The sequence below is a fragment of the Bacteroidota bacterium genome, from assembly GCA_016715945.1.
Lineage (GTDB): Bacteria > Bacteroidota > Bacteroidia > Bacteroidales > F082 > JALNZU01.
This window is the reverse complement of sequence record JADJXJ010000003.1, coordinates 414088-428651: the sequence shown is the minus strand read 5'-3', so window position 1 is coordinate 428651 and position 14564 is coordinate 414088. Positions and strand designations below refer to the sequence as shown.

General features: G+C 51.3%; 14 protein-coding genes. 9 read left to right on the top strand and 5 right to left on the bottom strand.

The window, feature by feature from the left end; all coding sequences use genetic code 11:
- Window positions 1-66: 66 nt before the first annotated feature.
- Window positions 67-1524, top strand: coding sequence for a leucyl aminopeptidase (locus IPM52_12075; GenBank protein ID MBK9292347.1), 1458 nt, complete (start codon window positions 67-69; stop codon window positions 1522-1524).
- Window positions 1525-1541: 17 nt separating this feature from the next.
- Here IPM52_12075 and IPM52_12070 read toward each other — a convergent pair whose 3' ends face one another.
- The gene (locus IPM52_12070; protein MBK9292346.1) at window positions 1542-1940 is read right to left on the bottom strand and encodes a hypothetical protein; all 399 of its coding nucleotides are present in this window, start codon (window positions 1938-1940) and stop codon (window positions 1542-1544) included.
- 94 nt (window positions 1941-2034) lie between these two features.
- On the opposite strand from IPM52_12070, the gene IPM52_12065 reads away from it, so the two are divergent.
- Together IPM52_12065 and IPM52_12060 are read left to right on the top strand one after the other, a co-directional pair.
- Complete coding sequence (locus IPM52_12065) at window positions 2035-2718, top strand: cytidylate kinase-like family protein (GenBank protein MBK9292345.1); 684 nt, start codon at window positions 2035-2037, stop codon at window positions 2716-2718.
- On the top strand, window positions 2715-3689 hold the full coding sequence (locus IPM52_12060; protein ID MBK9292344.1) for a hypothetical protein: 975 nt from the start codon (window positions 2715-2717) through the stop codon (window positions 3687-3689). The genes IPM52_12065 and IPM52_12060 overlap by 4 nt, the downstream gene beginning before the upstream one ends.
- Window positions 3690-3696: 7 nt before the next feature.
- Here IPM52_12060 and IPM52_12055 read toward each other — a convergent pair whose 3' ends face one another.
- The gene (locus IPM52_12055; GenBank protein MBK9292343.1) at window positions 3697-4413 is read right to left on the bottom strand and encodes a hypothetical protein; all 717 of its coding nucleotides are present in this window, start codon (window positions 4411-4413) and stop codon (window positions 3697-3699) included.
- Window positions 4414-4561: 148 nt separating this feature from the next.
- On the opposite strand from IPM52_12055, the gene IPM52_12050 reads away from it, so the two are divergent.
- From IPM52_12050 to IPM52_12030, 5 genes are all read left to right on the top strand, one after another.
- Window positions 4562-5686, top strand: a complete 1125-nt coding sequence (locus IPM52_12050; GenBank protein ID MBK9292342.1) for a hypothetical protein — start codon at window positions 4562-4564, stop codon at window positions 5684-5686.
- 98 nt (window positions 5687-5784) lie between these two features.
- Window positions 5785-6921 (top strand): DNA polymerase III subunit, encoded by a 1137-nt coding sequence (locus IPM52_12045; protein ID MBK9292341.1) that lies wholly within the window; start codon window positions 5785-5787, stop codon window positions 6919-6921.
- A 123-nt stretch (window positions 6922-7044) separates the two neighbouring features.
- Window positions 7045-8205 (top strand): hypothetical protein, encoded by a 1161-nt coding sequence (locus IPM52_12040; protein MBK9292340.1) that lies wholly within the window; start codon window positions 7045-7047, stop codon window positions 8203-8205.
- Window positions 8198-8674 carry a gliding motility lipoprotein GldH gene (locus IPM52_12035; GenBank protein MBK9292339.1) on the top strand — a complete coding sequence of 159 codons (477 nt, stop codon included), beginning with the start codon at window positions 8198-8200 and terminating at the stop codon, window positions 8672-8674. Before IPM52_12040 ends, IPM52_12035 begins: the two co-directional genes overlap by 8 nt.
- Before the next feature lie 14 nt (window positions 8675-8688).
- Window positions 8689-10959, top strand: coding sequence for a PBP1A family penicillin-binding protein (locus tag IPM52_12030; GenBank protein ID MBK9292338.1), 2271 nt, complete (start codon window positions 8689-8691; stop codon window positions 10957-10959).
- Between the two features lie 3 nt (window positions 10960-10962).
- Here IPM52_12030 and IPM52_12025 read toward each other — a convergent pair whose 3' ends face one another.
- Window positions 10963-12123 carry a beta-aspartyl-peptidase gene (locus IPM52_12025; protein MBK9292337.1) on the bottom strand — a complete coding sequence of 387 codons (1161 nt, stop codon included), beginning with the start codon at window positions 12121-12123 and terminating at the stop codon, window positions 10963-10965.
- Window positions 12124-12291: 168 nt separating this feature from the next.
- Between IPM52_12025 and IPM52_12020 the strand changes: the two genes are divergently transcribed.
- Window positions 12292-13158: a hypothetical protein gene (locus IPM52_12020; protein ID MBK9292336.1), complete on the top strand. Its 867-nt coding sequence runs from the start codon at window positions 12292-12294 to the stop codon at window positions 13156-13158.
- A gap of 38 nt (window positions 13159-13196) precedes the next feature.
- Here the strand turns inward: IPM52_12020 and IPM52_12015 are convergent, their stop codons facing one another.
- Both IPM52_12015 and IPM52_12010 read right to left on the bottom strand, forming a co-directional pair.
- Entirely contained in the window at window positions 13197-13631 is a 435-nt protein-coding gene (locus tag IPM52_12015) for a hypothetical protein (GenBank protein ID MBK9292335.1), read from the bottom strand.
- A 41-nt stretch (window positions 13632-13672) separates the two neighbouring features.
- Complete coding sequence (locus IPM52_12010; protein MBK9292334.1) at window positions 13673-14182, bottom strand: hypothetical protein; 510 nt, start codon at window positions 14180-14182, stop codon at window positions 13673-13675.
- Window positions 14183-14564: the final 382 nt, after the last annotated feature.

The following is a 14564-nucleotide window of genomic DNA, read 5'->3' as shown; positions in this document are numbered from 1 at the left end:
GATGCCCCGGCAGTCGGGCTGGTCCGGAAAATTTATTTTTGCACACCAACGAAATCCGCAATCCAAATGAACATACAACTCCACCTTACCGACAACGCCAACGCATCCCCCAACAAAATCTATCTGTTGAAAGATGACGGACCATTTGAGCAAACCGGGCTCAAACCTGATGAGCTTCGCTATGTGCGCCGCAAACTTGAACAATCGGAAGGGCACGGATGGATTGAAGTTATCCGCTTCGATTACAGCATCTTTCTTGTGGTGGTTGCATCGGGTAACGAAAATTTGCCCGGCAGCAAACTCGAAAAGATACGCCGCTCGGGAGCACACATCTGTCAGCAGCTCAATAAACACAAATTCAGCGATGCCATAATCGACGGCTTCGACTGCACCGAACAGGAGCTGCTCGCGCTGGCCGAAGGCATTGTGCTGGCAAACTATCAGTTTCTGGCGCATTTCAGCAAGCCCGAAAAAAAGCGAAACAGTCTGGAAAAAATATATCTATTTGCCAATCAGGTGAGTGCCTCAGGCATGGAAAATCTGACTGCCGTGAGCGAGTCGGTATGCTGGGCACGCGACCTGGTGAATCAGCCCCTGAATGCACTCAATGCTGAGAAGCTGGCCGCGAGCTTTGCCGAACAGCTACAGCCATTGGGAGTTGAGGTTGAGGTAATGCACAAAAGCAAGATAGAAGCCCTGAGAATGGGTGGATTGCTTGCTGTGAACAGGGGCAGTGTGGATCCGCCCACATTCACGGTGATGGAATGGAAACCGCTGGATGCTGCCAACAACAAGCCCATTGTACTTGTTGGCAAAGGCGTGGTTTACGACACCGGCGGCATGAGCCTGAAGCCCTCGAATGCCATGGACACCATGAAGTGCGACATGTCGGGCAGCGCAGCCGTGGCTGCCACCATGTATGCCATCGCCAGGATGAAACTCAAACTGCATGTGATCGGGCTTGCCCCGGCCACCGACAACAGGGTAAACGGAAATGCCTATGTGCCCGGCGACGTAATTACCATGTTCGACGGCACCACAGTGGAGGTGCTCAACACCGATGCCGAAGGACGACTCATTCTGGCCGATGCACTCAGCTATGCCAGAAAATACGAACCCCAGCTGGTCATCAACCTGGCCACGCTAACCGGTGCTGCTGCCCGGGCCATTGGCCCTCAGGGCATTGCTGCCATGCAGGTAAAAGCCGGAAGCGAATTTGAGTTACTTAAAGAATCAGGTTTAAGGGTACACGAACGCCTGGTAGAGTTCCCGATGTGGGACGAATATGCCGAACAGCTCAAATCGGACATCGCCGATCTGAAAAACATCGGTGGCCCTGATGCCGGTATGATCACAGCCGCCAAGTTTCTGGAGCACTTCACCGATTACCCGTTCATCCACCTCGACATTGCCGCTCCGGCCTTTCTGGATAAGGCCGACAGCTATCGCGGAAAAGGTGGTACAGGCGTTTGTGTGCGTTTGCTCTCCGATTTTCTGCAGCACAAAGCCAATTCAAATCCCTGATAATTAGCCAGCTGCACTCAGCTCATGTCGATCAGGTGCATAAAATCGAGGTAGTGCGGAGCATCGATGCCGAAGGTCTGCACTTCCTTGCCCATGATTTTGTAAGTGCTTTTCTGCCCGGCAATGCGCGAAAAGTGCAGCTCAAAGGTCTTGCTGTTTTCCTCCTTCATCAACACCATCACAAGGTTTGGATTGAGGTCGCTTTTGAGTTCCTGATGGCATATCGGGCAATAAAATTCAAAAGCCTTACCTTCCTCGATGTGATGTGCCGGATGGTGCAGGGTCTGATAATTCCCCAGTTCGGGATTCATCAGCAGCAGCATTGCCTGATCCGGCTCGTGCTTCACTGTAAGAATTAGATAATTGTTGAGCAACAGATGTCCATTGCAATGCGGACACAAATAATCGGTAACCATGGCCTCCGGGTTTTGAGTAAAATTACGAAAAAAAACCATCTCGGGCAAGTTGTTTCGGCCTGGTTCGGTTGTAACTTTATGAAAAATTTGCGCCATGAGTTCAGTATTTACAGAATACCTCAGGCGGATGCAATTTATCAAAGAAGATGAGCCCATGCCATCCGGGCATCTGCCTTTTGTGACCATCTCGCGCGAAACAGGGTGCCATAGCCTGCATATTGCCCGCCTGCTTCAGCAAAAACTCAACGCGCACACCCCGATTAAATGGCAATTGGTTTCGAAGGAAATTCTGGAAGACGCCTCACGCGAAATGCAGCTCAATCCGGCACAGGTCAAGGGCATTCTCTCGGGCGAAAAGCGCTCCCATCTGAGTGAAATTCTACACTCCATCGAAAACCATGCCTACCTGAGCGACAGCCTGGTGCGCAAAAAGATTGCCGAATTTATTGAATCGGCCGCAAAACGCGGCCATGTCATCATTGTCGGAAGGGCGGGAGCCATCATCACCGCCCGCATACCCGACGGACTTCATGTGCGGCTGGTGGCACCTCTCGACTGGCGCATCCGAAGCATCATGAACCAGAGGAACATCGACCGGAAAACAGCCAAAAAATGGATTGAAGACACCGACGAAAGGCGCCGCCGGCTGCTGGAGGAGTTTAGCGGAAAACCATTCAGCGAGCTGTTGTTCGACCTGGTTTTGAACAATGCCGCCATACACGACGAAGAGATTGCCGAAATGATTGCAGGCCTGATCAACAAACGCTATCAGAGTTGAATATAAAACTATACTTCCCGGTTCTATTCGTCTCCTTATCAGTATGGTTGCTGGCCGCGTGCGGTCGTCGGCCCGACCGCGCGCAGTCGGAAAAGCTGATCCGCGCTGCCGATACCGAACTCACAGGTCTGACAAAACGGATATCAGAAACGCATGGCATGTTGGCACTGCGCGAGCTGATGCGACTCACCGAAACAGATGCTCCATTGCCCATTGAAACAGGAAATCTTGTCAGTGAGCTGGCAAAAAAGTTTCCTGTCAGTGAGGAAAATTCGCCGGTCAAAGCCGATACAGCTCAGGGCATGCCGCTGCGCATGGTGTTCCCCTACCGTTTCAGGGACGACTCGCTCGCTGTGTTTGAGCTTCAGCAGTTGCAAACGGCCCCATCGCTGCTCATGGACGACTTTCCGCTTGCTTTTTCGTGCAGGATAGTTACCGCCTCAGGCACGATATTGCTGGATGTTTCACACCAGGCCAGCCTGAAACATGAACTTCCTGAGTCGGTTGCTTCGCGCATCAGAACGGGCGCTTTTGAAATCCGCATCAGCCTGAAGACAAGTTTCCGGAAGAAAAACAGCCATGTGAGGGCCGAACTCAACATTACCGAGGCCCAAACAGAAAAGCTCGAGGTCAGATTTCGGTCAATGGTTAATCTGACCCAGGATCAGCAGTTTCAGTTTGGCAGGAAGAGCCTCTCGGTCAATGTGTTCCCAATCCGGATCGACCTGAAGGGGGAGCGGGGTTTTCACACCTACGACCCCATGTATTTTGTGCGCGATTTCAATCAGGATAACCATATCGCCATTTACGACCGAAGCGGGTATCATCTGGCAGACATTGTGTTGACAGAAACGGCTGAAAAAGACCACATCAATCCGGTCGTTTTGTTCGAAAACGGCGAACGCATTGAGCTTGAAGCACTGATGAAAAGCATCCGGAACCTGCTGCGCATGAAACTGCGCCACATTTGATAATCTTTTAAAACCTTGCCCGTCCGATGCGTCCGTTTGTATTATCAAAATACGGGCTGGCAATCAGGTCGTTGGGATAAACCATATAACCACCATTGACATCAAGGTCGATACCTTTCACAAAATACACCGCCTGCCACACCAGCAACGAACAATACCAATGGTTGTTGTCGGCCCAGTTTTTGCGCAGGCCTGCACGTACCAGGCTGTCGGCGAAAGGATGGCCGGGAAAACGTTTGGCGGCATTCCAGGTGCTGAGGTCGCCTTTTTGCTCGCGCAGAAAAGTCATGAGACGCTCCAGCTCGTCGTCCGTCCACGACAGGCGGAGGCGATAGCGGTTTCCGGCATACCGAGATGAAAAATTGGTGTTGTTGAACGCATCGCGGTTGTGGTGAACAAGTGCCGGCACCTCGCGCACCTGAAACCCCGGCTGCACATCGCGTGCCATCGACTCAATGATGATGGTGTTGGCAAGCAGGCTGTCGGTATCATCCGATTTGAAACCTTTTACTACAAATGCTGCATGTCCGAACATAAAGCCCGAAGGCACACGTGCGGTGCCCGGCAGATAATTGGCATTCGGACGCACGATGATGTCGCCTGGTAGAAACTCATCCAAACCTTCTTTGGCAAAGTTTTTTCCCGCAACTTCCTTTGCCGGTTGATGTGTAGTTTCATCAGGCCTAACGCATGAAAGCATGGTGAACACTGACAAAATGATCATTATGCTTTTCAATGCGCATGTTTCGCTTGCAACCTGAATGGACATCAGGGCATCTCCTTTTAAATTTTTCTTAACAAATATAACCCAAAAGGCTTCGATTAAGCGTACCTTTGATAGAAAGAATCATAGCAACCCAAAACCAAATCATATGAAAACGACATTTTTTCGTTTGGCAGTCCTGCTAGCCGCAATGCTTGCCATTGTTTCGTGCAACAAAGACAAAAAGATCAGCGAGCTCCCGGCCGACCAGGCCAAAGTGGAGATCAGGAACGCAACCCAGGCTGTGGTCACAAATATGGATGCTGTTCTTGAAACCCCTGCCGCACAATCGCTTATGTACATGTCGGAACTGATGGACGGCAAAAAAGCTGCCGCCAACCTACGCCGGCAGATAGAAAAACCCGGCAGGATACACCTTGCCCTTCTGATGGAGTCCTTCAGAGATCCTTCAATCAAGCCTATCTTTTCGCCTAACAAGGTGGAAGGTGAGTATGGCATTTACGCCTACAACTTCAGCACTCAGACGTTCGACCTTGTGCAAAGCAGCACCACCAAGCTCGAATTCAGTTATCCGGCCGATGATGCTGCCTATATGCAGATGCAAAACAATGCCGTGCTGACCATTGACAATCTTGTGTACAAGATAATTACCTACGACACCAAGGCAAACCGGGGTGTGAAAGAACAGGAAGCTGTGCCCGTGAAGGCCGACGTAACGCTCAAGATAAACAACCAGACGCAGATGACAGCCAGCTACAATTCGACCCTGACTGACAGCGGTACTCCCACAGCAGTGAGCGCTTCGTGCAACATGGCCGACTACAGCATGAATATGTCGATGAGTGGCAGCGGAGTCAATTACACAACCACCGAAAGTTTCAAGAAAGGCAATGACGAACTGATGGGGCACAGCCTCAAGATCACCTACACTTCGGACAAAGAAGAGGTAGAAAAAGTGACCGGATATTATCTGGTTAAACCCCTGAAATTCGACGGACTTATCTATCCCAAAGCCATTGACGACCACATCACCCAGATTGAACAGCAGGGCGGCACCAATTACGATTTCAACTATCTGAACTCCAAGATCGACATCAAGGTGATTCAGACCGAGCTCAACGGGCAGATTGGCAAAATTCAGATGAAGCTTTACACCGATCCCGACGATGGCAGCAAGTACCCCAGCCTAGCGCTGGTTTACAATGACGGTACTTACGAATGGCTCGATAACATTCTTGAAGGGGAAGGATACAAAGTGCTGAAGTTCAGATAGAAATAATTCACTTCCGTAAAAGCCGGCACTATGAAGCCGGCTTTTTTATTCCCCGGCATCTCCTAAAGTGTAATTTTGTTTCCGGAAAGCCGACGATCATGCGTTTTGCCGATATCATCGGGCAACAGGAAGCCCGGCAACAGCTCATACAAACCATCCGTAACGGACGCATTCCGCATGCCCAGCTTTTTTTTGGCCCACCCGGCAACGGCAAATACGCCCTGGCCCTGTCCTATGTGCAATACTTAAATTGCGCCAACCGAAGCCATGACGACAGCTGCGGCACCTGCCCCTCGTGTGTAAAAATCAACAAGCTGGCGCACCCTGATGTGCATTTTTTCTTTCCGACCACTACCACAAAGAAAGTAAAGAAAGATCCCGAGTCGAAGCTGTATGCCGATGAATGGCGCACATATATTGCTGCATGTCAGGGCTATCCCGATATCAACGACTGGTACGATTACCTTGGTGTCGAAAACAAGCAAGGCACCCTGTTTGTGCGCGATGCATCGGAGATAAACCGTTTGCTTGGATTCAAGCCCTTCGAAGGCAATTTCAGCGCATTTGTCATCTGGATGCCCGAAAAGCTGCATCCCACTGCGGCGAACAAACTGCTGAAAAACCTGGAAGAACCTCCTGCCAACACGGTATTTCTGCTGGTGGCCGAAAATCCCGAGCAGGTGTTGCCTACCATTCGTTCGCGCTGTTATCAGGTAAAAGTTCCACGCATTGCGCAGTCGGATCTTGAGGCTTATCTTTCGAACAACTTTCAATTGAGCGCAGACGAAAGCACGCAGCTTGCCCTGCTGTCGGACGGCAACCTGCTCACAGCCAGGATGCTGGCCAGCCAGCCCGACGAACGCCTGCAGCAGATGGAACAGTTCAGGCTGTGGATGCGCCTTTGTTTCGACCACAAATACGCCGAAATAATTGACTTTGCCAACAACACGGCAGGCATGGGGCGCGAACGCATCAAAGCCATGCTCGAATACGGATTGCGCATCTTCCGCTTTGTGCTGCTCATTCAGCAGGGTCAGCCGGAAATGGTATCGGCAGCAGGCGGGGAGCAGGAGTTTGTGACACGCTTTGCGCGGGCCGTTGGCCGTGCCGATGTGTCGGAAGTGGCCTTTCTGCTGGAAGAAAGCATACGCCATGTGGAACGCAACGCCAACACCTCCTTGCTGCTGAGCAGCCTGAGCTTCAGGCTGGCACGCCTTATCGGGCGAGGTGTCTGAGAAAAGCATGCTCCACCCGACAGCTGCAGGCAAAGTACGGAAAATGAATTACTTTTGCGGGTTGAATTTGAAATTATCCATATATATCAGACTTATTATTAACCTTAACCGCGTTTATCATTCATGTTTCAGACATATCAACCCAATCAGGAAGGCAGCGAACAAAACCGTGGATGCTGCCGGGTAGGCGCCAGTGGCGGCAATAAAGGAGCTGGTTTTCAGCAAAGCTGCTGCAAGCTGAGCGCCACCAACTGGCTGAAAGGCTATGAGACCCCTAAAAAAGAAGACACTCCCGGTGTGGTAGAGGTGCGTTTTAAAAACGACCATAAGGATTTTTTCAGCCACGCCCCCGACCTCAAGCTGAAAGAAGGTGAGATTGTGGCTGTTGAAGCCGCCACCGGCCACGACATCGGCATCGTATCGCTCACGGGTGAAACCGCACTCCTCCAGTTCAGACGCAAACGCGACAATACTGATGTGAGTCAGTTGCGCAAGGTGTATCGTCATGCCAAAGCCGGCGACATCGAAAAATGGATGAAAGCCATAGAGCTCGAAGGGCCGCATCTGAAACGCACCCGTGAGCTGGCCATGGAGCTCGGCCTCGAAATGAAGCTCAACGATGTGGAATATCAGGGCGACCGTTCAAAAGCTATCTTTTACTACACTGCCGAGGATCGTGTGGACTTCAGGGAGCTGATCAAACGCATGGCCGAGGAATTCCGCATCAGGGTCGAGATGCGCCAGATAGGTATGCGGCAGGAATCGGCCAAGCTGGGCGGCATTGGTCCCTGCGGCCGCGAGCTTTGCTGCGCTTCGTGGATGACCGACTTCAAATCGGTGGGCACCTACGCCGCCAGGGTACAACAGCTTTCGCCCAATCCGCAGAAGCTGGCCGGATTGTGCGGCAAACTGAAATGCTGCATCAACTACGAATATCCGGCTTATGCCGAGGCTTACGAACAATTTCCGGACGAACGCACCGTTTTGCGCACACAAAAAGGCGATGCCGTGCACCAGAAAAGCGACATCTTCAAAGGCCTGATGTGGTTTGCCTATACCAACGACCGGTCGAACATCATGGCTATACCGGTGGAACAGGTGAAAAACATTTCCGACATGAACCGCAATGGAGTCATGCCCGAAAAACTCGAAGACTTTGCCTTTATCAAAGATGTGCAGGCACTGGAAGTACCGGTGGTAGGGCTGGAAGGCGACCTTACGCGCTTCGACGAGCCCAAAACCAACAAGCCCAGGAAAAACAGGAATAACCGCCGCAATGCCTAAACGCTTCAAACTGTTTCTGTTATTCGCTATATTTTCTGTTGCCCTGCCGGCATGTTCCGACAGGGCCGTGTTCGAGGCTGTGCAATCTACAGGTGGCCACGAATGGGCTGCCTCGAACAAACTGCGTTTCGAGGCCAGCATCAGCGACACCACTTCAACCTATCGCATCCTGCTGCACCTGCGCAATCATTTGGACTATCCGTATGCCAATCTGTTTCTTTTCCTGCAGACACGCATGCCCAACGGCAACATCACACGCGATACCATCGAATGCCAGTTGGCCGATCCCACAGGTCGCTGGTTTGGCAAAGGCACGGGATTGTACCGCCAACATCTCATTCCATTGCACAACAGGCTGAAGTTCCCGTTGCCGGGCACCTATGTGTTTTATCTGGAACAAGGCATGCGCGACACTTTGCTGTTTGGCATAACCGATGCCGGCCTGCGCATTGAACGTAATCCGATCTGACATCACACTATTCTATGGTTCAAAAGAAAAAGTCTGCACCCAGCCCGTCCGACAAAGGCACTGTCGGATTGTTCTGGATGATATATTTTTCCGGACTCACGCTGGTCATACTCTTGTTTTTTGCCATAAGTGCCGGATGGCTGGGCAAGATGCCCACCTTCGAGGAGCTTGAAAATCCTCAGACCAACCTGGCCTCAGAGATCATCTCCTCCGACGGGGTGCTTCTGGGCACCTTTTTTATCGAAAACCGCTCCAATGTGCAGTTCAGGGAGCTCTCGCCCCATATGGTCAATGCCATTCTCGCCATTGAGGACATACGTTTCACCGAACACTCGGGCATCGATGTGAAAGCCCTGTTCCGTGTGGCCTGGGGTTTGATGACAGGAAACAGTAAAGGAGGTGGCAGTACCATCACCCAGCAGCTGGCCAAAAATCTTTTTCCTCGCGATGAAGACCTCAACTTCATTCAGCTGGTGCTCAGAAAATTCATGGAGTGGATAACAGCTGCCAAACTTGAACGAAGCTATTCGAAAGAGGAGATTCTGGCCATGTACCTCAATACGGTACCCTATGGCAGCAATGCTTTTGGTATCAAGTCGGCAGCTATGACGTTTTTCGGCAAAACACCCGATTCGCTCACCATCGAAGAGGCTGCCCTGATGGCTGGCGTGGTCAATGCTCCCACACGTTTCAGCCCGGTTCGCAATCCCGAGCGGGCATTGCAGCGTCGCAACCTGGTAATCAGCAAGATGAGGGAATACGGCTTTATCACCGAGGAGGAGTTTCAACAGGCCATCAATACCCCCATCGATATGTCGAATTTCGGCCTGATGGACCACAACACCGGCAGTGCCACCTATTTCAGGGAGTTTCTGCGCTCGGAAATGCGCAAATGGACCGAAACACATTACAAGAGCAACGGCAAGAACTACGACATTTACAAAGATGGCCTGAAGATTTACACCACCATCGATTCACGCATGCAACGGTATGCAGAGGAGGCTGTGCGTGAGCATCTGGCCAACGACCTTCAACCCGCATTTTTCAGGCATTGGCGCGGACAGCCCAATGCACCTTTCGATTTTCCACCCTCGGAAGCCAGGCAGGAAATTGAAAAAATCATGCAGACTGCCATGCGGCGTACGGACCGTTACCGTTATCTGAAACAGGCAGGGGTGAGCAACGATTCTATTCAGAAGGCTTTCAACACCCCGACACGCATGCGGGTATTTTCGTGGAACGGGTATCGCGATACCATCATGACCCCGATGGATTCGATAAGGTATTACAAATCATTCCTGCAAAGCAGTCTCATGTCGGTGGATGTCGGAACCGGTCAGGTACGGGCTTACGTAGGAGGCATTGATTACCGCCACTTCAAATTCGACAATGCCACACAGGCACGCCGTCAGGTGGGTTCAACCTTTAAACCTTTTGTTTACACTTTGGCCATGCAGGAAGGCGAATACACCCCCTGCACCAAAGTGCCCAATATCCCCTACAGTGTTCAGCTTTGGGACGGAACGTTTTGGGAACCAAAGAATTCCAACAACGACCGCCTTGGCGAGGAAGTCACGCTGAAATGGGCGCTGGCCAACTCGAACAACTGGATTTCGGCCTACCTGATCAAGCGCTTTCCGCCCGAATCGGTGATACAGATGGCCCGCAAGATGGGGGTAGTTTCGCCCATCGACCCCGTTCCGGCCATAGCGCTCGGAACGCCAGAGATCACGCTCTACGAAATGGTAGGTGCAATGAACACCTACGCCAACAAAGGCGTCTATATCAAGCCCTACTTTATCACCCGCATCGAAGACAAAAACGGCAATGTCATCGAACGTTTTTCGCCCGAGCAGTCTGAAGCCCTCGACGAAGTGACGGCATACAAGATGGTGGCATTGATGAAAGGGGTGGTTGAGAGCGGCACCGGGATGCGGCTCCGCGGCAGGTACAACCTGCGCAATCCGATAGCCGGCAAAACCGGAACCACTCAAAATCAATCTGATGGCTGGTTTATGGGCCTGACGCCCGACCTGGTAACCGGGGTTTGGACAGGAGCCGAAGACCGGAGCGTGCATTTCAGGTCGTTGCAACTGGGACAGGGCGCAAATACAGCCCTACCCATCTGGGCCATTTACATGAAAAAAATCTATGCCGATCCCTCGCTGCGCATCTCGACGGGCGACTTTGAGCGTCCGGCAGGTTTTCAGGCTGTGGAATTCAATTGCGACATCGAAGACACCCGTCGGAACATCCGCCAGTGGTCGAACCCTGACGAGTTCTGAGGTTTATTTTTCGTAAGTGCCTTTGCGCAGGAGCTTTGCATCGCGCATCATCCACCGGCCCAACGCCATTACATCTTTCAGCTGCAATTGCTCATCGAGCAGGCAGATGTCGGCATCAGCACCGGGAGCGATGCAACCCTTGGCTGAGAGCCGGAGCACGCGGGCAGGGTTGCTTGTCACGGTGCGCAGGGCAGTGCTCAGATCGAGTTTTTCGCGAAGCACAATGTCGCGCATTTCATCGAAGAGCGAGCGGAGCAACCCCATTTCGAGCCTGAGCAGATTGCCCTCCGCATCGAAGAGCGGCAGCGAGCCAAAGGCATCGGAAGTCATGGTAATATGCTCGACCGGCACACCGGCCTCGAGCAGCAACCTGACCGCCTCTGAAGGCTTGATCTCTTCATCGGGAAAATAAGGGTATGAGCTGGTGGTGATATCCACTACTCCAAGTTTGCCATAGGCTTTGGCATCTTCGAAGATATAGTGGTTGCGGTTGATATGGGTGGGGAAGAACTGCCTGAAGCTCAGCTCGCTGTTTTCGACTACCGAATAGATTGGGGCAAACGGATTTTTGGCATCGCCCATGTGAATGTTGACGATACCGGCTTTTCCGCCCAGCATGCCCCCTACCCTGGCATGGGCTGCCAGGCGGGTGAGTTCGGAGGTGGTTGGATGCGAGGAGCGATGGTCCGAGAGGGCAATTTCGCCCACCCCTATCACTTCGTCGATCAGGCTGAGGTCGCGGCCTACATCGCCGGTGAGGGTGGGTGTGGGCACCTGATAGGCCCCTGCATACATCCAGGCTGAGACACCCTCAGCGCGAAGCGATTTTACTTTCATCAGCACCGACTCGAAGCTTCGCGTGAAACCATCGGTGCCAAGGCAGCCAATCACAGTGGTTACACCCGCTTCGATCATATGCGAGAGCTGCATCTCGGGCGTGCGTGTGGCCGGGCCGCCTTCGCCTCCGGCGCCGGCAATGTGCACATGTGCATCAATCAGCCCGGGAATGGCGAAAAGATGGCTGCAATCGACCACCTCAGTTTCCGCTCCGGAAGGAGGTTCAATCCGGCTGCCCATGGCCAGAATGCGTCCGCCACCAATGAGCAGATCCAGATACCCTTGGTCTTCAGGGCTATACACCCTGCAGTTTTTCAATAGCTTGATCATAATTATGTTCCGTGTTGCCTCAAAAATACAGTTTTCATCCAAGCAAAAGGCTAAACTTCTCCTACGGCATGCATCCCGGAAAACAACGCAAACTTTTTTTGGATTGTTAACAATATTTGCCCTGTCCGGGGCACTACCTTTGCAAAAATTATCGGAGGAAGGAGCATGAAAAGAGCGTTGATTCTGATTGCATTAGGTGTGGCCATATCGTTTGGCAGCTGCACGGAGAAGTACAAAAAGGAAATTGAACGTTTGCAACGCGAAACCGACAGCCTCAAGGCCGAAACTGTCGAGCGCGACACCATTACGATGGCTTATGTGCGGGCATTTAATGCCATTCAGCAGAACCTGGATGAGATTAAAATGCGCGAAAGGCTCATCACCGAAATCAGCGAAGCTGATCCCGAAAAACGCAAGTCGATGGAAGAGCAGATCAACCGCGATATCGAAGCCATCTATGAGCTTTTGCTCAGAAACAAAAAGATGGTGGACGATCTGCAACGTAAGCTTCGCACCCAGGGCATCAAAAATGCCGAACTTGAAAAGATGATTGCCAACCTGAACACCCAGATTGAGCTAAAGGATGCCGAGATTGGCCGTTTGAAGGAAAGCCTGGCGCAGATGAATATCACCATACGCAACCTGGAGACCAACCTGGCCACCATGGAGAAACTCAGCGAACAGCAAACAGCTGTGATCGGCCAGCAGGAAGCCGAGCTGAACAAGGTATGGTACATCATTGGCACACGCAAGGTGCTCGAAGAAAAAAAGGTACTCACCAAAGAAGGCGGCTTCATCGGCATTGGCCGGAGCAGGAGGGTAAGCGAAGAGTTCGACAAGTCGGAGTTTACGATGGCCGACCGCCGCGACCTGCGCTCGCTGCCCATTTTTAGCAAAAAATGCCGCCTGGTAAGTGTTCATCCGGCCGGAAGCTACCAGCTGGTGGGCGAAAGCCAGGTGGACAGCCTGAAAATCCTGCACCCCGACGACTTTTGGAGTGCCTCGCGCTTTCTGGTGGTTGTGATAGATTAAACGCATCAAACCCGCCCCTGTTCAGGCGGGTTTTTTATTCAAAAGCCGAACCTCAGTGTGACAAGCGCCTGTGCAGGCCTCAACTCGTAGATGTATTCGAATAAAGTGAAAGAAGAGGTATGAAACTCAACATAGGTGCGTGCATTGAACAAGTTGTTTGCCGCAATCTCGAGCTCCATGCCTTTTGGCTTTAGCCTGCGGCTGAATCTCATATCGGAAAAGTAAGCGTCGCCTGAACCAAAATGATAATACGAATTAGTTAAAGATATGATAGTATTGCCCGGGAGATACACATAAACATTCAGCTGATGCTTCGAGCTGGTGTTCAGGCGTTTTGCCGCCTGATCAGGTCTTACAAGCAGCCATCGTTGTTCGAATCCGTATTCGGCATTCATCCAGCTGGTGACCTGGGTGTTGAGCTGCGGATTGATAAACAACTGACTGTTTCGCGTGGCGAAAACCATTTCATTCAATAAATTCTGTCTTTTAAAAGTTCCACCCATGGCTTTAAGGCTCAACGAAGTCCTGGCCCCTGACAAATATAACTTCCGTTGTACTGCACACTGTGGCTGGTGGTCAGCACCGGCATATCAACCGGAAAAACTTCGGTCCTTCCATCGGGATAAAGCATAGTGCTCAACAGGTAAGGTTGCCTGAGATACGAATTTGCATAAGTAATTGATTGAAAGAGCGATGTAATCGGATTGCGGTAGGACAGGCGCAGCGAAAATGTGCGGCCGTTGGTTTGAGCGTTTGGGAGTTGATTTCGGATTAAAAGGTTGTAGTGCGTGAGTATATAACCATAATACAGCTCGTCCGGTTCCACTTGTCGTTGAATCAGTGCCAATGTTGTGCCTGCTTGCCAGAAACCCTTAAATTGATAATGTAATGAGCCTTTTGGCTCAACGAGAAGCTTATTTGATTCAGCAGAAAACTCGCTGTGATGTTTGTCGTCAGATTGTTGCACATGCAGGCTCAACGGCAACTCGGCCTTCAAAACCAATGACTTGTATTTGTATTCCAACCCGGTTTTAATATAAGGCCTGATGATAAATATCTGATTATTATTGAAATAACCTGTGTCTGGAGGATTCAATACTTCGGGTGAAGTTGTTAAGCGCGTGTTCAGGTGTTGCAGCCTGAACACAAAGCCGGCAGAAGGAAAAAATGTGAGCCTTTTCCATTTGGTAATGAAGCCTGCCGACTGATGGGTATAAAAACGTTTGGTTAATACAGTTTGATTGGCTGCTTTGTAGGGATTGCCGTTGTTGAAAATGTTTTCGAACATACCGGGTTCGAGGTTCAGCGATTCGTCTTGCTTTTCAAACTGAACCAATGACTTCAACTCAACCAGATGCCGTGCTACAGGGAAAACAGTTCTTAGACTATTGCTAAGAAATACCCGC

Coding starts and splice junctions, on each gene's coding strand:
- IPM52_12050 (MBK9292342.1), top strand. CDS start 4,562: ATGAAAACGACATTTTTTCGTTTGGCAGTCCTGCTAGCCGCAATGCTT.
- IPM52_12030 (MBK9292338.1), top strand. CDS start 8,689: ATGGTTCAAAAGAAAAAGTCTGCACCCAGCCCGTCCGACAAAGGCACT.
- IPM52_12035 (MBK9292339.1), top strand. CDS start 8,198: ATGCCTAAACGCTTCAAACTGTTTCTGTTATTCGCTATATTTTCTGTT.
- IPM52_12040 (MBK9292340.1), top strand. CDS start 7,045: ATGTTTCAGACATATCAACCCAATCAGGAAGGCAGCGAACAAAACCGT.
- IPM52_12065 (MBK9292345.1), top strand. CDS start 2,035: ATGAGTTCAGTATTTACAGAATACCTCAGGCGGATGCAATTTATCAAA.
- IPM52_12075 (MBK9292347.1), top strand. CDS start 67: ATGAACATACAACTCCACCTTACCGACAACGCCAACGCATCCCCCAAC.
- IPM52_12045 (MBK9292341.1), top strand. CDS start 5,785: ATGCGTTTTGCCGATATCATCGGGCAACAGGAAGCCCGGCAACAGCTC.
- IPM52_12070 (MBK9292346.1), bottom strand. CDS start 1,940: ATGGTTACCGATTATTTGTGTCCGCATTGCAATGGACATCTGTTGCTC.
- IPM52_12020 (MBK9292336.1), top strand. CDS start 12,292: ATGAAAAGAGCGTTGATTCTGATTGCATTAGGTGTGGCCATATCGTTT.
- IPM52_12055 (MBK9292343.1), bottom strand. CDS start 4,413: ATGATCATTTTGTCAGTGTTCACCATGCTTTCATGCGTTAGGCCTGAT.